15 protein-coding genes and 1 pseudogene are annotated in these 21,486 nt (G+C 63.2%); 8 read left to right on the top strand and 8 right to left on the bottom strand.

Translation table 11 applies throughout. The annotated features are described in order from the left end of the window. Positions 1-231: 231 nt before the first annotated feature. From IPM73_08460 to IPM73_08445, 4 genes are all read right to left on the bottom strand, one after another. Entirely contained in the window at positions 232-774 is a 543-nt protein-coding gene (locus IPM73_08460) for a hypothetical protein (GenBank protein ID MBK8918061.1), read from the bottom strand. A 94-nt stretch (positions 775-868) separates the two neighbouring features. Next, positions 869-1,615, bottom strand: coding sequence for an arginyltransferase (locus tag IPM73_08455; protein MBK8918060.1), 747 nt, complete (start codon positions 1,613-1,615; stop codon positions 869-871). Between the two features lies 1 nt (position 1,616). Continuing rightward, positions 1,617-2,345, bottom strand: coding sequence for a leucyl/phenylalanyl-tRNA--protein transferase (locus tag IPM73_08450; GenBank protein ID MBK8918059.1), 729 nt, complete (start codon positions 2,343-2,345; stop codon positions 1,617-1,619). Further along, on the bottom strand, positions 2,342-3,415 hold the full coding sequence (locus IPM73_08445) for an ABC transporter ATP-binding protein (protein MBK8918058.1): 1,074 nt from the start codon (positions 3,413-3,415) through the stop codon (positions 2,342-2,344). Before IPM73_08445 ends, IPM73_08450 begins: the two co-directional genes overlap by 4 nt. A gap of 29 nt (positions 3,416-3,444) precedes the next feature. On the opposite strand from IPM73_08445, the gene IPM73_08440 reads away from it, so the two are divergent. Continuing rightward, the gene (locus tag IPM73_08440) at positions 3,445-5,082 is read left to right on the top strand and encodes an iron ABC transporter permease (GenBank protein MBK8918057.1); all 1,638 of its coding nucleotides are present in this window, start codon (positions 3,445-3,447) and stop codon (positions 5,080-5,082) included. 43 nt (positions 5,083-5,125) lie between these two features. On the opposite strand, the gene IPM73_08435 is transcribed toward IPM73_08440, so the two are convergent. From IPM73_08435 to IPM73_08425, 3 genes are all read right to left on the bottom strand, one after another. After that, positions 5,126-6,139 (bottom strand): Fe(3+) ABC transporter substrate-binding protein, encoded by a 1,014-nt coding sequence (locus IPM73_08435; protein MBK8918056.1) that lies wholly within the window; start codon positions 6,137-6,139, stop codon positions 5,126-5,128. Positions 6,140-6,247: 108 nt separating this feature from the next. Next, complete coding sequence (locus tag IPM73_08430) at positions 6,248-7,153, bottom strand: polysaccharide pyruvyl transferase family protein (GenBank protein MBK8918055.1); 906 nt, start codon at positions 7,151-7,153, stop codon at positions 6,248-6,250. Between the two features lie 290 nt (positions 7,154-7,443). Next, positions 7,444-7,959, bottom strand: a complete 516-nt coding sequence (locus IPM73_08425; GenBank protein MBK8918054.1) for a C40 family peptidase — start codon at positions 7,957-7,959, stop codon at positions 7,444-7,446. Positions 7,960-8,073: 114 nt separating this feature from the next. On the opposite strand from IPM73_08425, the gene IPM73_08420 reads away from it, so the two are divergent. From IPM73_08420 to IPM73_08405, 4 genes are all read left to right on the top strand, one after another. After that, on the top strand, positions 8,074-9,078 hold the full coding sequence (locus tag IPM73_08420) for an oxidoreductase (protein MBK8918053.1): 1,005 nt from the start codon (positions 8,074-8,076) through the stop codon (positions 9,076-9,078). Next, positions 9,071-10,240: a response regulator gene (locus tag IPM73_08415; GenBank protein MBK8918052.1), complete on the top strand. Its 1,170-nt coding sequence runs from the start codon at positions 9,071-9,073 to the stop codon at positions 10,238-10,240. Before IPM73_08420 ends, IPM73_08415 begins: the two co-directional genes overlap by 8 nt. Next, the gene (locus tag IPM73_08410) at positions 10,237-12,129 is read left to right on the top strand and encodes a propionate--CoA ligase (GenBank protein ID MBK8918051.1); all 1,893 of its coding nucleotides are present in this window, start codon (positions 10,237-10,239) and stop codon (positions 12,127-12,129) included. Before IPM73_08415 ends, IPM73_08410 begins: the two co-directional genes overlap by 4 nt. Before the next feature lie 210 nt (positions 12,130-12,339). Further along, positions 12,340-13,119: a YdcF family protein gene (locus tag IPM73_08405; protein MBK8918050.1), complete on the top strand. Its 780-nt coding sequence runs from the start codon at positions 12,340-12,342 to the stop codon at positions 13,117-13,119. Positions 13,120-13,589: 470 nt separating this feature from the next. On the opposite strand, the pseudogene IPM73_08400 reads toward IPM73_08405, so the two are convergent. Continuing rightward, positions 13,590-14,902 (bottom strand): annotated as a pseudogene (locus IPM73_08400) (IS1380 family transposase). A gap of 612 nt (positions 14,903-15,514) precedes the next feature. On the opposite strand from IPM73_08400, the gene IPM73_08395 reads away from it, so the two are divergent. The 3 genes from IPM73_08395 (at position 15,515) to IPM73_08385 (ending at position 21,440) form a co-directional block, all read left to right on the top strand. Continuing rightward, positions 15,515-17,038, top strand: coding sequence for a DUF2235 domain-containing protein (locus IPM73_08395; GenBank protein MBK8918049.1), 1,524 nt, complete (start codon positions 15,515-15,517; stop codon positions 17,036-17,038). 22 nt (positions 17,039-17,060) lie between these two features. After that, positions 17,061-18,875 carry a hypothetical protein gene (locus tag IPM73_08390; protein MBK8918048.1) on the top strand — a complete coding sequence of 605 codons (1,815 nt, stop codon included), beginning with the start codon at positions 17,061-17,063 and terminating at the stop codon, positions 18,873-18,875. A gap of 522 nt (positions 18,876-19,397) precedes the next feature. Next, positions 19,398-21,440 carry a hypothetical protein gene (locus IPM73_08385; protein ID MBK8918047.1) on the top strand — a complete coding sequence of 681 codons (2,043 nt, stop codon included), beginning with the start codon at positions 19,398-19,400 and terminating at the stop codon, positions 21,438-21,440. Positions 21,441-21,486 lie beyond the last annotated feature (46 nt).

The raw sequence follows: 21,486 nt of genomic DNA, 5'->3' as shown, positions 1-21,486 counted from the left end.
CGAGAGCCCGCGGCCCGCCCTGCGAGCCAGTGAAAAGCTCCCCTCGCCATTGCTAACGTCATGACCGTCGGCGCCCGCTCGGCGTTGCCAATGCTCGCCATAGCGCGAGCCATGGCTGCGCGTCCCACTTTGAATATGCACCCCTGTGCGGGCAGCTCGGGCGCGCCCCGAAAAATTAACGGGTTCTGACGTGAAACGCCGCGGAGGCTTTGCCCGTGGCCGCTCGGGGGGTTACAGCTTGCTTGCCATCTGCTTGGCCGCCTTGATCAAAGCTTCGCCGGCAGAAGCGTCCCGGGTCCAGACCTGGACATAGGCAATCGTGGCACCCTTGAGGAATTTCAGGGTCAGGACGTATTTTCCGTTCAGTGGCTGGCGAACGAGATTGGCCGTATCTCCTATGCCTGTCACAGGGACGACAGCCCCGGGGCCGCCTGGGGTGTTCAGCTTGCCGGCCATCGTGTTGGTCCGCTCAAACAAGGCACGGGCCTCGGCGGGTGACTGCATGTTGCGCAGGGTAAGCAGAACTCCGCTTTCCGGGGGATCTTCCTCCACACCGTAGAGGTAGTGCTGTGGGAACCAGCCGCACACCGATGCCTGGGCTTGGGCAGCAGTAGCGCCGGGTCGTGCGCCCATGCGGTAGTTTTCGGGCAGGGGTGCCCCGGCGATGGTTGCTGCCTCTTGCGTGGCAATAAGGGCGCAGGCGTCTACGGCCAGGGCGCCACCAGGGAGGGCAAGGCACGCGAGCAGTGTAAGCGTAACGGACAGGGGCTTCATGGACGGATTTCCTGAAAGGGAAAGAGTGAACGCAGTCTCATGCCCTATGGATTGTACTCCGTCGTGGGGGTAGCAGAACTGCGGGGAAAGCGTATCAACGGAGTTTAGGGAATGGGTCCATGGACTGCCATTGCCCGTCGATGAACCCCTCCAGGGGACGGAAGCGTGCCTTGTAGGCCATCTTGCGGCTCGCCGCGATCCAGTAGCCGAGGTAGAGGTAGGGCAGACCCAGGGCGGCGCAGCGGCTGGCTTGCCAGGCGATGTTGTACGTGCCGAAACTGGCACCGGGTATATCGGGGTCGTAGAAGGTGTAAACCGAGGAAAGTCCGTCCTTCAAGACGTCGATGACGCTCACCATGCGCGGTGCCGTGGGGTCTGAAAATTCGAGCAGGCGGGTATCGACGCGACTTTGCAGCAGGAAATGGGCGTATTGCTCGTGGCTGTCCTCGTCCATGCCGCCTCCGGCGTGGCGGGCGTTCTGGTAGCGGGTGTAGAGGGCGTAATGCTCGTCGAGGAAGGCCAGGGGCAATTCCCGCACGCCGAGGCCGGCATGGCGCTTCAGGGCGCGGCGCTGGGCGCGGTCCGGGGCGAAATCGGCGATGCGCAGGCGCACCGGGATGCAGGCCCGGCAATGGTCGCACCAGGGACGGTAGGTGAAGATGCCGCTGCGGCGAAAGCCGAGACGGACGAGTTCGCCATATACATCACTGTCGATCAGGTGGGTGGGGGTGGCGACCTGGGAGCGGGCCTGCCGGTCCGGCAGATAGCTGCACGGGTAGGGTGAGGTGGCGTAGAACTGGAGCAGCGAGAGCGGCAGGGCCGAGTCGTTGAGGAATGCCATATCATCGCCCGCCGGGTGGTGAGGAACTGCGGACCCAGGGATCGGCCGGGGTTTCCCAGGGACCACGGTGGCCTGGGGCGGCGATCAGGACGCCGAGGCGGCGCAGGAATTCGCGGCGGGGAATAAGTCGGGCACCGAGGGAAGCGAGGTGGTCGGTGTGCATCTGGCAGTCGATGAGGGCGATGCCGCGGTCCTTCAGGGCATGGACAAGAAATGCGAAAGCGGCCTTGGAAGCATCGCTACGCCTGGAGAACATTGATTCGCCGTAGAACATTCCCCCGATCGCCAGGCCGTACAAGCCACCCATCAGACCGCCTTCGCAGTACGCTTCGACCGAATGGGCCCAGCCGAGTTCATGCAATCTTGAATAGGCATCGATCATCTCGGGACCGATCCACGTTCCGGCCTGGCCTGGGCGGGCGGTCTGGGCGCAGGCTGTGATGACGGCGGCGAAATCCGTATCGAAGCGGAGGGCGTAGCGCCCGCTGCGCAGGGTCTTCAGGAGGGAGCGGCTGACGCGCAGCTCTTCGGGGAACAGCACCATGCGCGGATCGGGGCTGTACCACAGGGGATGGCCCTCCAGGGTGCCCCAGGGAAAGATGCCGCGGCAGTAGGCATCGAGCAGACGGGCAGGGGAGAGATCGCCTCCCAGGGCGAGCAGCCCTCCTAGGTCCGGCGGGGCCGCCTCGACCGGGGGAAAGGGGTCGAGGGGGCCGAGGTAGGGGATCATCCCCGCGCCGTGGTCTTGAAGGCGATGACGTGGTCGGCGTCCAGGCGGATGCCGATCTTTTCTCCCAGGGCATGATTGTGGTGGGAGGGCACCAGGGAAAGAACCTCGGTGCCGCTGTCAAGACGCAGGGTGTAGAGGATGTCGGCGCCGCGGAAGGCCTTGTGCAGGACTTCGGCTTGTTGCGGGCTTTTGTCGTCGTGCACCACGTCGTCGGGGCGCAGCAGGACTTCGACGCCGCAGCCGCGGCCGCAGGCGCCGCAGCCCTGGCTGCATTCCACCGGCACGCCGGATTCGAGGATGCCGAGTTCCACCTCCACCCGCCGGGAATCGAGTACGTTGCCGCGGATGAACACCCCCTGACCGACGAAATCGGCGACGAAGCGGTTGGCCGGTCGGTGGTAAAGGTTGTAGGGTGAATCCCACTGCTGGATGCGGCCCTCGTGCATGACGCCGACCTCGTCGGCCATGGCAAAGGCCTCGTGCTGGTCGTGGGTGACCAGGATGGCGGTCATGCCTTCGCTTTTGAGGATGTCGCGCACTTCGATGGACAGGCGCTCGCGCAAATCCACGTCCAGGTTGGAGAAAGGCTCGTCGAGGAGCAACAACTGGGGACGCGGCGCCAGGGCGCGGGCCAGGGCCACCCGTTGCTGCTGCCCGCCGGACAGCTCGTGAGGGAATTTTTGCCCTTGACCGGCGAGGCCCACGGTGGCGAGAAGTTGCTCGACCCGCCTGCGGCGCTCCGCCTCGGGGGCTCCGGCAAGGCCGAAAGCCACGTTGGCGGCGACGGGAAGGTGGGGAAACAGGGCGTAGTCCTGGAATACCATGCCCACCTCGCGGCGTTCCGGAGGCACCCGGCTGCCGGGGCGGCTGACCGGCTCGCCATGCAGGCGGATTTCACCCCCCGCGATATCCTCGAAGCCGGCGATACAGCGCAGCAGGGTGGTCTTGCCACAGCCTGAAGGGCCCAGAAGACAGGCGATGGTGCCCGACTCCAGACGGAAGTCGATGCCAGCGACGACGGTATGGCTTCCGTAGCGCTGGACGACCTGGGTAAGTTCGAGTTGGGACATGGCAGCGATTATAATTCGCATTCCTTTTCATGACCGCTTCCCGTCCCTTCCCCTTCCTGACCCTGGCGGCCGTCGTCATCGCAGTCCTGGCCGCCGTGCCGGTGGCCAGCGTGGCCCTCAACCTCTTTGCCGGGGGAACCGGCGCCACCTGGGCGCATCTTGCCGGGACGGTCCTGGGGGATTACGTGCGCAACTCGCTCCTGCTCTGCCTGGGTGTGGGGCTGGGCGTCGCCGCGGTGGGGGTGGCCACCGCCTGGCTCACGGCCATGCACGAATTTCCCGGTCAGCGGTTTTTCGCCTGGGCCCTGGTCCTGCCCCTGGCGGTGCCGGCCTACGTCATGGCCTACGTGTATACCGATTTCCTGCAATTCGTCGGGCCCGTGCAGACTCTGCTGCGCGACAGCTTCGGCTGGCAGCATGGCGACTACTGGTTCCCCGACATCCGCACCCTTCCCGGGGCCATGTTGATGTTCGTCTGCGTGCTTTATCCCTATGTCTATCTGCTGGCGCGCAACGCCTTCATCGAGCGGGCGGGGGGCATGCTGGAGGCGGCCCGTACCCTGGGCCTGGGTCCGTGGCGGGCCTTCTTTACCGTTTCGCTTCCCCTGGCGCGGCCGGCGGTGGCGGCGGGCGTCGCCCTGGCCCTGATGGAAACCCTGGCCGATTACGGAACGGTGGCCTATTTTGCCGTCAATACCTTCACCACCGGTATTTACCGCGCCTGGTTCTCCCTCGGCGACCGGGTGGCTTCGGCGCAATTGGCCGCCATGCTTTTGGGCTTCGTCCTGCTTCTGGTCCTGCTGGAACGCTTTTCGCGGGGGCGGGCCCGCTACCACAACACCACCGGGCGCCAGCGTCCCCATCACGGTGCCCGGCTGCGCGGGGGCGCGGCCTTCCTGGCCTTTTTCGTCTGCCTCCTGCCTTTCTGCCTCGGCTTTCTGCTGCCGGCGGCGCTTCTCCTCAGGATGGCGCTCACCGAGGGCGATGCCCAGTTCGGCGCGCGCTTCCTGGTGCTGGCCCGTAACAGCTTCGTCCTCGCCGGCGTCACCGCCTGGGTGGCGGTGAGCCTGTCCCTGCTGCTTGCCTACAGCGCCCGCTTGTCGAAGTCTCTCCTGTCGGTTGGACTCAATCGCCTGGTGGGCATGGGTTACGCGGTCCCCGGGGCGGTCATCGCGGTGGGGGTGCTGATCCCCGTCACCCGCCTCGACAACTGGCTGGCCGGCCAGTGGCAGGCCTGGTTCGGCGAGAATCCCGGCCTGCTGCTCACCGGCGGCATTGCGGCCCTGGTCTATGCCTATCTGGTGCGCTTCATGGCCGTTGCCCTGCAAACGGTGGAAGCGAGCCTGGCCAAGATCACCCCGGCCATGGACGACGCCTCCCGCAGCCTGGGGGCAGGACAGGGCGAAACCCTGCGCCGGGTCCATGTGCCCATCCTGCGTGGCAGCCTGTTCACCGCCGGGCTGCTGGTCTTCGTCGATGTGATGAAGGAATTGCCCGCCACCCTGGTCATGCGCCCCTTCAATTTCGATACCCTGGCTACCCAGGCCTATACGTTGGCATCCGACGAACGACTGGCGGAAGCCTCCACCGCCGCCCTGGCCATCGTTGCCGTCGGGCTGCTTCCCCTGATCGCCCTGTCGCGGCAGATTTCCCGTTCCCGCAAGTAAAAGCGCCCCGCCGAGGCGGGGCGCTTTGCCGGGATGCCGGGGCTTACTTGAAGCCCGCCCGGTCGAAAATCATCTGGGCCTTGGCCTGGTACATGGCCAGGTTCTTCACCGGCAACTTGTCGGCCTTGAACTTGCCCAGGGCGTCGAGGGCCGGATTGGCGACCTTGACGCTGTCCACCGCCGGCCATTCGTTGTTACCGTCGGCGAAGTAGCGCTGGGCGTCGTCGGAGGCCAGATACTCCAGGAACTTGACCGCCGCGTCCTTGTGGGGCGCGGTTTTCAGCACGCCGGCGCCGGAGACGTTGATGTGGGTGCCGCTGCTGCCCTGGTTGGGCCACACGACGCCGACTTTTTCCATGAGCTTTTGCTCTTCCGGTTTGGCGGAGCGCAGCAGACGGGCCACATAGTAGGTGTTGGAAATGGCCACCTGGCACTCTCCGGCGGCGACCGCCTTGATCTGATCCGTATCGCCGCCCTTGGGGGTGCGGGCGAAGTTGGCGACGACGCCCCGGGCCCATTCCTCGGCCTTGGCCTCGCCCTGATTGGCGATGATGGAGGCCATCAGGGACAGGTTGTAGGGGTGGGAGCCGGAGCGGGAGCAGACCTTGCCCTTGAGCGCCGGGTTGGCGAGATCGTCGTAATTGGCGACCTGCTCGGCCTTGACACCCGTCTTGTTATACACGATGACCCGGGCGCGGGTGGAAAAGGAGAACCAGTCTTCGGTGCGCAGGTGGGCAGGGATGCGGGCGTCGAGAAGTTTCGAAGTCACGGGAGCAAAGAGGCCCAGTTCATGGGCCTTGGCGAGCCGCGCGGCATCGACGGTGAGCAGGATGTCGGCGGGGCTGTTGGCGCCTTCGTTCCGGATGCGCTCCAGAAGTTCGTCTTCTTTGCCCTCGATGCGGTTGATCTTGATGCCGGTCTGCTTGGTGAAATGCTCGTAAAGTGCTTCGTCGGTCTGGTAGTGACGGGCGGAGTAAAGATTGAGCACCTTCTCTTCGGCCTGGGCGCCAACGGCGAAGGTCAGGAAAAGGGCGGCGAGGGTGAGGCGGGACTTCATGGAAGGACTCCTGCGGAAAAGGAATATGGGCGGGCCGCAGTCTACCGAGAGTAAATGAGGATGTAAATGAGAATGCTTATGAATAGCTATATAAGAATCCAGCCGAACCTACCCAAAATCCCGCCGCAGACGCTCGATTTCCTCATGAACCCGGATGAGATTGCTGCTATGTACCCGTGTTTCACTCAAGAGCGGTGGCGCTCGCCGCGCCAGATCTGCCAGGGCCTCGACCGCGGGGCCTTCGGCACTGGCAAGATTCCGGACTGGCGGAGGGCGACGCCAGTTCGGCGACCAAATTCCTGCAGCTCGGAGGAGCCTCTTGACGCGGTTGCGCTGCCGCTCTCCCAAGGAATGCAGGCGCTCAGCGTCGAATACCCGGGGCAGATGCTGTGGCCGATAGTCCAACTTGACCGTCTGACACCAGTCTCGCCACTTGAACTCAAGAATATGGTCATACGCGTTGACGGGAATCCAAGGGACCCGAAGGGCATCGGCGACAATGGCGCCGTGCATGGCCTCGCAGAGCACGACCCGTGACTGACGGATGCGAAGCAGCGTCTCATGAACATTGGCTGCGGGATCCAGGTAGGTAACGCCGGCCGACGCACACAGGCGTTGCCAGTCCGCCATTCGGGTGCTGACGTGATGGGGCATGTAGCTGACGGGGTAGCGCTTTTCCGGTTCCGGCGTTGCGAGGAGCGACGCCACAAGGACAGCCGGATCGGTAATCGCCAAGCGTGATTCGAGCCCAAGCAGGTGGGCGGTCAAGGGACCTCGGACAAAACGAAAATGCCAGCGCGCGTCGATTGCAGGCATGCCGACATAGCCTAACCCGGCGCCGAAGACCAGCTTGCGGGGAGCAGAAGGGACGGCGGAATTGATGACCGTTCCAATCCCCAGAAACAGATCCGTGTCATCGTCGTCGAGGAAATCGGGCAGTAAGGTGGTCCAGATCCAGGGGTTGAGGTCGTCCCCGAAATTACCTACTGGGTCACGATAGTAGTAGAGCTTCATACGCTCTCAGGGTTGAGTCCGCGCAACGATGTGCGTGGAGGCCGAGGCGAGTTCTCGCGTTCCTGTGGCGCTGGATGAAACACAGCGCGGGATGCCCTGTGGCCACGTACCCGGATGATGATCGAGGAGGGGGTGGGCCGTTTGTCAGACCCGGTGGAAGACGGCCGGTTGGCGGGTCGCTGCGCCACGATGTCACGCCAGGGGCGGAATACCAGAGTTGCGCTCAGCCTCGGGGGAACGACTGAAAGCGAACATCCGGCAAGGCGCGCTGCGAAGGCGCACCACCGCGCTTACTCCTGATCGAGGATGCGCCGGGCGCCGTTGAAGCGCTTGACCCAGTAGCTGCTCTGCATGCTCTCGACGCGGACTTCGGCCCCAGGCTTGGGGGCGTGCAGGAAGTGGTTGTCGCCGAGATAGATGCCGACATGGGAGAAGGCGCGCTTCATGGTGTTGAAGAACACCAGATCCCCGGGTTTGAGCTCGGAGGCGTCGACGTGCTCGCCAACTTCGCTCATTTCCTTGGCGGTACGGGGAAGCAGGGTGCCGAGGGTTTCCTTGAAGACCAGGCGGACGAAGCCGCTGCAATCGAGGCCGCTGCTTTCGTCGTTGCCCCCCAGACGGTAGTTGACGCCTACCAGCTTGAGGCCGTGCAGGATGACATCCTGGGCGGCGTTGGTGTAACGTTCCAGCAGGGAAGGGCCTTCGTCGATGGGCTTCTGCTCTGCGGCCTGGCCCGCGACGGAGGCGCCGAGGAAGGCGGCGGCAAGCAGCAGGCGGGCGAACGGGCGGGCGAAAGTTTTACGCATGGGGCCGGAGTGTATGTGAAAAACTCCACAGCGTAAAGGCTCGTGGTCAGACCACTTTGGGTCCTGGCTGGAATTCGTAATTATGAATACAATTAACGGTCCAAGGAGACGAAGATGAATCCATTCAAAGCCCTGCTAATCGAGGACAGGGACGGGAAGACCGTCGCGGGCTTTGTCGACCTGGACGAGGACGCCCTCGATCCTGGGGAAGTCACCCTGCGGGTCGCCTATTCGAGCGTCAACTACAAGGATGCCCTTGCGGCCACTGGTGCCGGACGCATCATCCGCCGCTTCCCCTGTGTGGGCGGTATCGACATGGCGGGGACGGTGGAAAAGAGCGCCGACCCGCGTTTTGCGCCCGGCGACCGGGTCATCGCCACCAGCTACGACCTGGGGGTAGCCCGTCACGGCGGCTACGCCCAATTTGCCCGGGTTCCGGCGGACTGGGTGGTCCCCCTGCCTGCAGGGCTTTCGCTCTACGAGGCCATGGCCCTGGGCACTGCCGGCTTTACCGCCGCCCTGGGTCTGGTGCGCATGGAGGAAAACGGGCTCACGCCGCAAAAGGGGCCTGTACTGGTCACTGGTGCCACCGGCGGGGTCGGCAGCCTGGCCATCGACATGCTGGCTGCCCGGGGCTACCGCGTAAGCGCCCTGACCGGCAAGGAAAGTGAAGCCGACTATCTCAAGGATTTGGGTGCCAGCGAGATCCTTCTGCGCTCCAGTGTCGACCTCAGTCGCGTGCGTCCCCTGGAGCGGGCCCGCTGGGCTGGGGCGGTGGATAATCTGGGGGGCGATTATCTGGCCTGGATTGCCAGCAGTATGGAACCCGGCGGGACCATCGCCAGTATTGGCCTCGCTGCGGGGATGAATCTGAATATGACGGTGGCGCCCTTCATCCTGCGGGGCGTGAGTCTTCTGGGCATCGATTCCGGTTATGTCGGTGAACCTTATCGCCACGGGGTCTGGCTGCGTCTGGCGTCGGACATGAAGCCGCGTCATCTCGCCGGGATGAGCCGCATGGTCGCCTTCGCCGATCTGCCGCAGGTCTTCCCTGAATTCATCGCCGGTCGGGCCAAGGGTCGCGTCGTCGTCGAAATCGGGGGTGAGGCCCATGGCTGATCTGCCCCGGGTTCTGGTGGTGGACGATTCCCGCCTGGTGCGGGCCTCCCTGGTGCGCAGCCTGCAGGGCCACTACGAGGTGCGGGAGGAGGGAGACGGCGAAGCCGCCTGGCAGACGCTGGTTCTCGATCATTCGATCCAGGCAGTCATTTCCGATTTGCAGATGCCCAAGCTGGACGGCTACCAGTTGCTGGAGAAGGTGCGCACCTCGAAATTGCGCCGCTTGCAGGAACTGCCCTTTATCCTGGTTTCCGGCGAGGAGACCGAGGATGAGCGGCAGAAGGCCAAGGGCATGGGGGTTTCCGATTTCATCAGCAAGGGGAGCGGCGCCGCAGAAGTGCTCACTCGCCTCGACCATCTGCTGGAACTGACGCGCATCCGCCAAAGTCTGGGCGACGGCCGCGATCAGATGGTGCAGGACCCCACTTCCGGGCTGTTTACCCGCAAGTACCTGGAAATCCAGACGGCGCAAGCCATGGCCCAGGCCGCCCGGCGCGACAGCGAGGTGAGCGTCATGGTGCTGGGTTTCGACGCCTTTCCCAGTGTGTGCGAGCGGCTTGGGACGGTGGGCGCGGAGCAGGTGGGAACCCGCTTTGCCAAATTGCTGGCGGCCAAGTTGCGCCGGGAAGATGCCCTGGGGCACTTCGCGGCGGGCCAGTACGCCATCGTTTCGCCGGGGACTTCCCCCATCCTGTGCGCGTCCTTCGCCAACCGGGTGCGGGAAGCCATCGAGGTGGCCCACGTGGCGGCCCACGGGCAACGGGTCATCCTGACGGTCAGCATCGGCGTGGCCAGCGTTCCCGACGATGCTGCGGTTTCCGCCGTTGCCCTCCTGGAACTGGCAGGCCAACGCATGGAGGAGGCCATGGCGGCCGGTGGCAACCGCATCGTCGCCGGTTCCAAGGGTGGCGGCGCCCGCCGCCTGGGGTTGCAGCATGCCCTGGAACTTCTGGCTGCGGAGCGGTTCGAGACCGTTCTGCCCCATCTCGTCCATCTCGGTCTGCAGGTTCTGCCGCTGATCCGGCTGATGGACAAGGAATTCGGTTTGAATCTGCCCCTGGCGGATATCGAACGTCGTTTGGGCCAACGGACGCGAGCAGAAGAAAAGTCCGGGCCGGAGATCGTGACCAGCGTGCAGGATCAACGAGAGGGAAACCCATGAGTACCTACAAGGAATTTCACCGCCGTTCCGTCGAACAACCGGACGCCTTCTGGAGTGAGCAGGCGCAGTTGATCGATTGGCAGGAGCCCTTCACCCAGGTCTGCGATTATTCGCGGCCGCCTTTTGCCAAATGGTTCGTCGGCGGCAAGACCAACCTGTGCCACAACGCGGTGGACCGCCACGCGGCCAAGCGACCCGATGCCCGGGCTCTGATCTACGTTTCCACTGAAACCGACGAGGAAAAAATCTATTCCTTCGCCGAATTGCAGCGTGAAATCGAGCGCATGGCGGCCATCTACAAGAGCCTGGGGGTCAGGAAGGGCGATCGTATCCTCATCTATATGCCGATGATCGCTCAGGCCACCTTTGCCATCCTGGCTTCGGCCCGCATCGGTGCCATCCATTCCGTGGTCTTCGGCGGCTTCGCCTCCGGTTCCCTGGCCACCCGCATCGACGACGCCAAGCCCGTACTCATCGTCTCGTCCGACGCCGGCATGCGGGGCGGCAAGGCGGTGCCCTACAAGAATCTGCTGGACGAGGCCATCAAGCTGGCCGAGCACAAGCCGGCCAAGGTGCTGATGGTGGATCGCGGCCTCGACAAGGGCTTCAACACCGTCGCAGGCCGCGACGTCGATTACGCCGCCCTGCGCGCCCAGTTCATGGATGCCCAGGTGCCTTGCGAGTGGATGGAATCCTCGGAACCCTCCTACATCCTCTACACCTCCGGTACCACCGGAAAGCCCAAGGGCGTGCAGCGCGACACCGGCGGCTACGCCGTGGCGCTGGCCGCTTCGATGAAGCACATCTACTGCGGCTACGAGGGCGAGACCTATTTCTCCACCTCCGACATCGGCTGGGTGGTGGGCCACTCCTACATCATCTACGGGCCCCTCATCGCCGGCATGGCCACCGTGATGTACGAAGGCACGCCCCTGCGTCCGGACCCCGGCATCTGGTGGCAGATCGTCGAGAAATACAAGGTCAACGTCATGTTCTCCGCGCCGACTGCAGCCCGTGTGCTGAAGAAGCAGGATCCGGCCTACATGCACAAGTACGACCTGTCCTCCCTCAAGCACATCTTCATGGCCGGCGAACCGCTGGACCAGCCGACCCACGAGTGGTTCCAGGGTGAGCTGAACAAGCCGGTGATCGACAACTACTGGCAGACGGAAACCGGTTGGCCCATGCTCTCCGCTATCCATGGCGTGGAAAAGACGCCGATCAAGTTCGGCTCCCCCAGCTTCCCGGTCTATGGCTACAACCTGAAAATCTTCCGCGAGGACGGTTCCGAATGCGACGCCAACGAAAAGGGTATCGCCGCCGTGGTGCCGCCCTTGCCGCCGGGCTGCCTGTCCACCGTCTGGGGCCAGGACGAGCGCTTCGTCAGCACCTACTTCAGCCTGTTCAAGGAGCCCCTGGTCTATTCCTCCTTCGACTGGGCGATCAAGGATGGGGACGGCTATTTCACCATCCTGGGCCGTACCGACGACGTCATCAACGTCGCCGGCCACCGCCTGGGTACCCGGGAGATCGAGGAGGCCATCCAGGCCCACGCCGCCATCGCCGAAGTGGCCGTGGTCGGCGTCGAGGACAAGTTGAAGGGCCAGATGCCCATGGCCTTCGCCGTGGTCAAGGACGCCGCGAAGATCGCCACGCCGGAACTCACCGCCGCTCTGGAAAAGGAAGTGATGGGTACGGTGGACGGCATCCTGGGGGCCATCGCCCGGCCCGCTCGGGTGCATTTCGTCAGCGGCCTGCCCAAGACCCGCTCCGGCAAGATGCTGCGTCGATCGCTCCAGGCCCTGGCGGAAGGCCGCGACCCGGGCGACCTGACCACCATCGACGATCCTTCCACCCTGGAAAACATCAGGAAGCTGCTGGCGGGCTGAGAGCCTGTGAAAATTTCATTCATCCCCGCTCGTCATGCCGAGCTGCGCCCGCTCGGCGTTGCAAATGCTCGCCATAGCTCGAGCTATGGCTGTGCTTTGCGCCTTGATCGTGCACAGCTCGGCACGCCGCTCGGGCGCGCCCGAAAAATTCACAGGCTCTGAGAAATTCCTATGGCACCATGAGCACCCGCGCTGCGGCGCGGGTTTTTTGTGCGCTCGCTGACCATGGCCTGGTTGATCACCAATTTCATTGCTGCCTTCCTGCTGCCGCCCCTGAACGGCATCCTGCCGCTCGTCCTGGGGCTGGTCATGCGGCGTCGCTGGCCGCGACTGGGAGGGGGCGTGCTCGTGCTGGGTCTGCTCAGCCTGGTCGTGTGCTCCCTTCCCGTGACCGGAAAATACCTCATGGCCGGGCTGGAGTACCGCCACCCGGTCCTTCCGCAGAGCGCCCTGGCCGGGCTGGATGTCGATGCCGTGGTCGTTCTGGGGGGCGGCCGCTACCGCCAGGCGCCCGAATTCGACGGCCAGGACGAAATCCGCCAATTGACCCTCGATCGGGTGCGCTACGGTGCCGTGGTGGCCCGGACCTCCGGCAAGCCCCTGCTGGTTTCCGGGGGGAAACCGGATGGGGAAGGGCTGTCAGAGGCCGACGCCATGCGCAATGCCCTGCAACGGGATTTCGCCTTCACCCCGACCTGGCTGGAGGGTGAGTCCGCCAATACGCGGGAGAACGCGCTCTTCACCGCGCGCATCCTGTTGCCCCAGGGCAGGAAGCGCATCGCCCTGGTCACGCACGCCTTTCACATGCCCCGGGCGGTCGCCTCCTTCGAAGCGGCAGGATTCCAGGTCACGCCGGCACCCACCAGCTATTTCAGCAACCGCCTTCCCCCCAGCATCCTGGATTTCCTGCCGCGCTACGACGCGGTGAAGACCAACGGCCTGGCTCTGCACGAGTGGATCGGGCTGCTCTGGTATCGACTGCGGGGCTGAAGGCGGCGTCGTCCGCTTGAGGGCAGGGGTATCCGCAATCCTGGGGTTCGGGTTGAGTTGTCCGGATTCCTCGGGGCGACAGGGTTTTCTGAACCTTGGGCTTCCCCGTGAAGGAGTGTGATTTTTTCGCCGGGCGGAAGCTGCGCTTTATTGCTCGGCAAGAAAGTCTGGCCTGGAAGGCCTGATTTCTGCAAAAAGTCACCAAAGAGAAAACGACCCCAAGGTCGGCGCTGGGCTTCGCCCAGGCCTTTGCGCTACTCGGGCCTTCGGGCGGGTCTCTAAAGTCGCCCCCCAAGGGGGCTAACCCGGAAATTTCACCGACCCGTTTCGGACGAGATTTTCCTGGACGCACCGGGTTACCGTCCGCACTTCTGGCCCGATTTGCCCAAATACCAAGCAATTGGACTGACTGAGGGCGTGCCTCCCCCAACCCCCGAAGCATAGCGTGTCGGGGACGCACACAAACGTTGCTACGGAGAAGCCAAGGCGTTGGCGGCGATGCGGAAGATATCGCGCAGCGGATGGTGGGAGGCCAGCAGGACACGAATACGCCGGGTATTGCGCACAACGGCAGCACCGATCTTGAGCAAGCGGACGCGAATGGTTGCAGCGGTAGCGTTGGCCAGTTCGGTATCCGCCAGGGCCAACTCGCGCAAGCGCTGCATCAGGGTATAAGCCAGCGCCGAGAACATCATCCGCAACCAATTGGCGAGGAACCTGTGGCAACTGGCCCGGGTGCCGAACAAATCCAGTTGCGCCTCCTTGATCCGATTCTCAGCCTCACCCCGCTGACAGTAGAGACCGTCGTAGAGGTCGGCCGCTTCTCCTTCAAGATTGGTCACGATGAAGCGCGGATTGTTGCCCTGGCGACCGAATTCGAGGCGGGTGATCACCCGCCGAGGACGATCCCAACTGTCGGCGGCATAGCTGAATTCCCGGATCCAGCGTTGTTTGCTGCCGCTTTGGGCGTAGGCCTCTTCCATCAGTCGCTCCCACCCTTCGACTTGGCGATGCAGACGGGCGTTGCGGGCCAAGCCGATCACGTAGCCGACCTCCCGGCGCTCGCACCAGCGAATCAAGCGCTGGCGACAGAAGCCCGAGTCGCCCCGGACGATGATCCGCACCGTCGGCCAGGCCTGGCGGAGCCGAGTGACCAGGAGCTTGATGACGGCCGCCGCATGCCGGGCGCCATCGATCCGGCTGCGGCGCAGCACGCAGGCCAGCATGGCCTTGCCGCAGAAGACGTAGAGGGGCAGGTAGCAGTGGCTGTCGTAGTAGGCGTGGAACTCCTCTGTTCCTGATCGCCGTGCAGGGGAATGTCAGAGGCGTCGATGTCGAGGATGAATTCTTGCGGTGCCCGGGGTTGGCTGGCGATGAACTGGTCGACCAGAACCCGGTTCAGGGCGATGACATCCTGGCGCGTGGCCCGCTTCTCCAGTCGGCACAGGGTAGGACTGCTGCCCAGGTCCCGGCTACGTCCCACCGCGGTCTGCATGAGCGGATCGCTGCGCAGCGCCGCGTGGTCGTTGAGGTCTTCGTAGCCGCAGCACAGTGCGTATAGCCGCTGGGCAACCAGGTCGCGCATCTCGTGCACGATCAGTTCCTGATTGCGGGGGTCGTGCAGCGCCTGGGCGACCGCTTTCGACAGACCCGTGCGTTCATCCACCTGACGCAGAAGGAGCAAACCCCCGTCCGAACTCAAGGCGCCCCCTTCAAAATTCGCTTCGATCACGCAGCGACCGACGCGACCAAATCCCTTCAACCCAGCGGTACAATTCGGCATCGGCGGAACTCCTCTCAATACGGCTTCGATACCTGTATTAGAGCGCCTTTCCGGCGGTCCCGCCGACCTCACGGTGAAATATTCGGGCTAAGGCAACGGGACCCGAATGTCCTCAGGAGCCCGGCATTGCTCAGTGTCTTCCTTGGGGGCGAAGGGCGTCCGGACTCAAGGACCGGAATTGCGAGTGTGTTCAATTAGGCAAACGGAATCCTGATATACCCTGGGCGTAATCTATCGACAAGTAGAAATACCGATGATATAAATGCCAACCTACTAGCATGGGCGGGGAGACGCCACTCTGAGCGCAATAAATCTGCTTGAGTTGTGGTGTGAAGGCGCGGTCTGGCCGCGACTCTAATCGGGGGATGAAGTCACACAAGGCGCGCGCTTTACCGGCGGGTCGAGCGAATCACGTGCCGGACAAGTAGGGTCCAGAGGCATCTGCGACGGAAGCTTCCGGCGTTGCCACACCCCCTGGAGATCGCCGCATAGTCGCTACCTTCTTCTTGGAATTCGGCTCTCCACCGATCGCGATTAGCACACAGGCTGCAGGCTTTGGGCGCTGATGTTCTTAGCAGGCCCTTGAATCGGAATTTCACCCAGGAGAAAACAATGGCACGGAACCTCTGCGTATTTTGCGATGGCACTTGGAATACACCCGAGCAGACCGAAAACAATCTCCCCAGCCCGACCAACGTCGTCAAACTCTACAACCTTGCACTACAAGATGACGTGCAACTCAGGTACTACCATCCCGGGGTTGGTGCCGAAGGCGGCTTGGCGAACAAGGTGCTTGGTGGCGGTCTAGGTGCCGGACTGAGCCGGAACATCAAGAGCGCTTATGAATGGTTGTGTCGCAACTATCAGCCTGACGACCGCATCTTCCTGTTCGGCTTCAGCCGCGGCGCTTATACGGTTCGAAGTCTGGCGGGGTTCGTTTCACGCGGCAATCTACTCGACCTAAGTGGTCTATCCCCTAAAGATATTTGGGGGCGCATCGATCAGGTCTACCTGGCGGGCTATCGCTCGGCGGAACCAGCCAAGATGTGGCCGCAAAACTTCAAGTTTGTGGACCAGAAACCCGTCATCCACTTCGTCGGCGTCTGGGATACCGTCGGCGCCCTGGGGGTTCCTGATGACATGGTGCTTCTCGACCAACTGATCGACAATCCCGTAAATTATCGCTTCCACGATACCCGCCTGTCGAACAATGTCCTCCATGCCCGGCACGCCGTCGCCATGGACGAATGGCGCGCCAGTTTCGCGCCAACCCTGTGGGATGCGCCTGAGGATCGCCCGGCCAGCCACAGCTTCCGGCAAATCTGGTTCCCCGGAACCCACTGCGATGTCGGCGGTGGTCATGCCGACAGCGGCCTCTCCGATTGCGCCCTGCGCTGGATGCTGGACGAAGCTGCGGCACAAGGGCTACGCATCAATCCGACCACGGCCGCGCAGATTCGCCCCGATCCCCGCGGCGTTCTGCACGACTCGGTGACCGGCCTGTGGAAGCACATGCGGACCCAGCCGCGGGGAACGCCCCGGGTTACGGCAACTCCGGCCAATAGCGAACTCGCTCCGGAAGTCCTGGAGCGCCACAGCAACCCGCCCCTCGCCCAGGCACCCTACTGGCCGACCCTGCCTCTCGAAGTGGGTGGAACTGCCCGCATTGACGTTTTTGCCCGCCCCCACTGGAATTCCACAGGTATCTACCTGGAAGCCGGCGCCCGCTATGAATTCCGGGCTACGGGGATCTGGATCGACAGCGCCATCGAGTGCCCACCGCAAGGCGCCCACGCCGCCGACTTCCATTTCGGCAAGCTGATCCAGAACTTCGGCTCCCTGCTTGGCGAAGCGGAGGCGGTATATCACAAGCTCACCGGCAAGAAGAACGCCGACTGGTGGGGGACCAAGCGTGTCGAGGAGGCCGACTGGTTCGAACTGGTCGGCATGGTGGCCAGCCGGGCGAGCATCGACGGGCAAGGCACGCCGGATAGCGGCGAAATCGTGAGGATAGGCAAGGGGACGACCATAGTGCCCAAGAGCTCTGGCTATCTCTACTGCTTTGCCAACGATGCCTGGAAGTTCTACGACAACAACCGGGGCAAGGTCGCCCTGGAAGTCACGCGGGTGGCGTGACAGGCACCGCGGGAGGACCGAAATGACTTGTTTCTGGAATTATCTGTTTCAGCAAGGCGGATGCTTCAACCGACCGAGCCCCGCATTCTGGAAACTGGTGGGGGCCGTGATCCTCATCAGCCTCGGGGCATCGTATTTCCCTGATGACCCGGCCCCAAAGAAGGAACCTGCCGCGGCAGCCCCCCTGGCTTCCGATTCGGGCAAGGCCACCGGCATCGCGGAGGGGTCCAAAGCAGTGGAAAGCTCACGAGGCGCCGAAAAGTCCGCGACTTCCAAAACTCAGGATTCCGCCGCGGAGACCACTGCGGGATCCAGCACCCTGCCTCCCTTGCTCAGAAAGATCGTCTGCTGGTTCGCGTTGCTTCTCGGCGGCTGGTGGTTCCTGTGGTGGTGCCTGCGCTACCGGCTCTGGAAGGAATACTGGCACCTCGGCGAAATGGCCAACGGACCCACGCCCAAGGAAGCGAAGAAGCGCTTCCTTCTAGGCAGTCAGGAACCCTTCGTTGCCAGAATGGCCGAACGACTCCAGAGCTTCGGCCTGGATCAGCCGGGTCCGCTCTATGCCATTCAGGGCGGCTGGGGATCGGGCAAGAGTTTCCTGATGGCTGAATTGCAAGCCCGATTGCAGGCGAATCCCGATATCGCCTCGGTGTATGCCCATGTCTGGCGGGAGCAGACCGCCTGCGACCTCCACCTGGCGCTGGTCGACACCATCCTGGCCGACCACAAAATTCTCAAGCGCTGCTTCTCCGCCTATTCCAACCGCTTCGTCATCCACAAGCTGGGGGACGACCTGCGCCGCTATCTGCCCCGGGGACTCCAGTTCAAGAACAGCGTGATGGAGGCCACCATCGACCCGACCCAGGCGCTCCCCATGCTGGCACAACGGGAATTCGAGAAGGTGGTCGCCTGCGCGGTACGCAGCGGACTGCGCATCGTCATCTGTCTGGACGAAATCGACCGCTCCACTCCGGCGGTCGCCCAGGCCGCCATCGTCATGACCCGCCGCGCCCTGGGGCTCAAGGGTCTGGCGATCCTGTTGCCCTACGTGGACGTCCAGTTGAGCCACAAGGTCTTCAATCCCCTGAACGATTACTCGCCGGACCTGCACCAGACCTTCCTGGTGTCCTTGGACTCCCAACACAGCCAGCCAGTCAACGAAGTCTTGCGATCAAGCGATGATGGCACCGGCAGCGCACCTGCGACCGTAAGTAAGGACGCGCCTGCAGGCACTGACAGCAACGCCAAGACTAAGGTCGATCCCTCCAACATCACCCTTTTCGCTCAGCACCGCCGCTCCCGCGAAGCCGCGATACTCCAGACCTATGCTTCACTGCACGAGGACGAGCGGGTTCGTATCCAACATCAGAACGAAGAAAAATACCTGAGCCTCAAGGAGCACGTGCCCACACTGGCTCCGAGCGACCTTCCGAAAATGCTTATCTTTGAGACCGTCTTCAGATCGCTGAGGAAGGAGCTTGCCAATGAGCTGAAAACTGCAGATCTCTTGAATTCTCTCCGCCAGGAGTTGATAAGTTCCGTTCCCGAGTCCACGAGAGAGACGCCATCGGCCCGGAACCAGGACGTGTGCAATTTCGTTCGAGGTCTGGATCTGTTAGCGAAGAGTATTTCAGTCGACGATGAACCTGGTAGTCGCTTGTCGCCTCCGGCTATCCGGCACGTGGAAGGGCGCCTCGTTTCCATGCTTGGGACTGGGGCGCCGGGATACCGATGGAGTACTAGCGAACTGCCCTTCATCTGCGAAAAACTGGTGGTCGCGGCTACGATCTGCGTGGCATGGCGAGAATCACAGCGCCTCGCCCACAAGAAGGGTTAAGGAGAAGAAATGGCTGACAAATTGGCGAAGGTGGCGCCGGTGGCGACCGAAAATGTTGCGGTTCTCACCAAGGAAGATGTCAAGATCACAAAAACGCTCAACACCACTAGGGCGAGTTTCGACAACAAGGGGTCCGACTCGCCAGCGCTCCATACCAAGACCCCAGAGGAGATTGCAGGATTATGGGCAAATTGGATTACCGCTGCATTCACAGGTGCCCGCAAATCCAAAGAGCCCGACAAAGCTCCAGATTGGTTGCTGCTAACCGACGATGAGATATCTACGTTTGCAAGACATTTTGCGGACTGGGCCGCCACGCAGCCGGCGTTCACCGTTTCCTGGGCCGTTCAGCCGAAAGAGGACGCCGATCTAGCGCCTTGGCCCACCTTGCCGGCAAATCTCCAACAGGGAGTAGCCGACACGAGCCAGACTTCGCCACGTCAATTCAAAATGGTTGCCGACGCCGGAAGCTATTTACTCCGGCCTTCGTCGGGCGAAGTCAGTGTCAAAAAAGGTGGACCATTGGATGCCGCCACGCCCACACCTGAACCTACCGAGGATTCATCAGACGAAAACCCACTCGACCTCAGCGTCGACGACGGGACAGCCACTCTGTCCCTAGAGCGGGTCGATTCGCCCCCCAAACTATCCGCCGAGCCCGACCCTGCGGCCGCCGCAGCAAGTCCCACTCCGCCCCCGGTACCCGACGAACCTGAGGAAAGTCCCGGCGAAATCGACCTGGACAAGTTGAGCGCGTTTGCCGACACCGTCGCCAGAACCCATGGCATCGGCGGATTGCGGCAACTGGAGCGGGAGTTGCGGGAGAATTTCCCCGCCACGACCAACCTCGACAAGGCCACCGAGTTGATTCGCGAGCGGGCGGCCAGCGTCGATGTCGTACCGAAGTCTTTCGATCTGCCCCCGGAATTCATCGGCGGCTACGAGGAGGCCATACTGGGCGCCAGCATGGTGCTCCGGCAGTCCGAGAACAACCCGGAACTGGCACTGGCGCTTGCCACCGGCCCGCTGGCGAGGACGGTGGAGCGCTTCGAGCGGGCGGGACTGAGCCCCATGCAGCTCGTCGATCTGGTGGTCCACCTGTTCGCCGGCGAGGCAGTGTTCCGCAACGGTTCCACGCCGCCCGCCAATCCCGGGTTCATCGGCTTCGTCAGTCGGTTGGTTGCGCTGCTCGACCAGGACCACGACAGCCCGGCGGACAGCCTCTTCACCACCCGGGTGAACCTGGTCACCTGGTATGCCCAGGCCGAAGACCGCCAGTGCCTGCGCCACGCCGCCAGGCTGGGACTCGACGCCCTGCGGCACGTGGTCGAGGGAGGAAGTCTCGAACCGGCGGCCGCCCGGGTTCTCCAACAGCTCGCCAATAATCTGGCGGGCTGGCTGCCTGAGCTTTCTCGCGTCGCGAGCCGAACCGAAACCCTGCCCAAGAACTTCGGCAAGCACCTGAATGCCCTGCACGCCCTCGCCACCATCGCCCACCTGATCGAAGAGTCCTCCCCGAAGAGCGCCGAGGTTCTGGAACCGATCACTTCGATGGGGCTGCGCATCGATGAAAAGCTTGCCGGCCCCGCGGTCCAGGCCCTGATGTTCATGACCAACATTCCGGTGGCCTGGTATTGGCTGTGCGATCTTTTCGACGAGGGCCAGGTCGGCGGTTCGATCGCAGGAAAGCTAGAACCCGGCTGGTATCGCTCGTCGGTGCTCACCATGTTGTCAGCCGTCATGCGCAGCCGCTTCAGCCGCGATCGGGATATCCGCAATGTCCCCGCCTCCCTGTTCAATCTCGGCGTCCAGGTCATCCGCATCGGCAAGAGCGAGGGCACCGAGGCGTCGCTGCCCCTGCGCATCCTGACCAACGGCTTTGGACTCTGGTGGGCGCTCATGAAAGGGAAGAGCCTACGGCACAGCGTAGACGAGATGAGCGCCGGCGATTGCCTGGTCAATCTCTTCGGCGCCCTGAACGAGTGGTCCAACAACAAGCGGGTCGGCAGCCCGGACCTTCCTTCCGGCCTGAGAACCGTAGTCGACGTCCTTCACCCCCTGATGAACAAGGAGGATCAGTATCGCGTCGGGAACTCCTACAAGCAGATCTACGAAGAGGATGTCCGCTCGGCGCCACGCGCCGGCAGCGAAGAACTGGCGCGCACGGTCACCGCGGTCCTGACCATGTTCCTCGACGGCCTGGAGGGCAATCAGGGCGAATCCCCCGACGTTTTACATGAACACCTGAAGCAGGACAAGGATTTCTGCCGCCACTTGCTGGGGGCGCTGGCCGGCGCCTTCGCCCACATCGACAGGGCCGCCGGGAAGTCGAGGATCGGCGACGCTGTCATGGGCTGGCTGGCCGTTGCCGAAGCCTTGGCGACACGGGCCTTGAATTGCGATCTGAAGCCCGTCACAGCCTTGATTCCGGTCACCCTGGATGGATGGTATGTGGAAGAGATCAAGGACGATGTCCGGGTTCCTCTACCGGAAAAGGACGCGCCCTACCTCAGCCGGACTTTGCGCGACGTGGCCTTGATGCGGGAGGTTTTCGGGTTGGGTTGATTGGCGGCCCGGTATTGCAATTTTGTTGACCCTGCGTGTAGCACGC

It is taken from the genome of Betaproteobacteria bacterium (genome assembly GCA_016720065.1).
Lineage (GTDB): Bacteria > Pseudomonadota > Gammaproteobacteria > Burkholderiales > Rhodocyclaceae > SSSZ01.
This window is presented reverse-complemented; position numbering and strand designations above follow the sequence as displayed.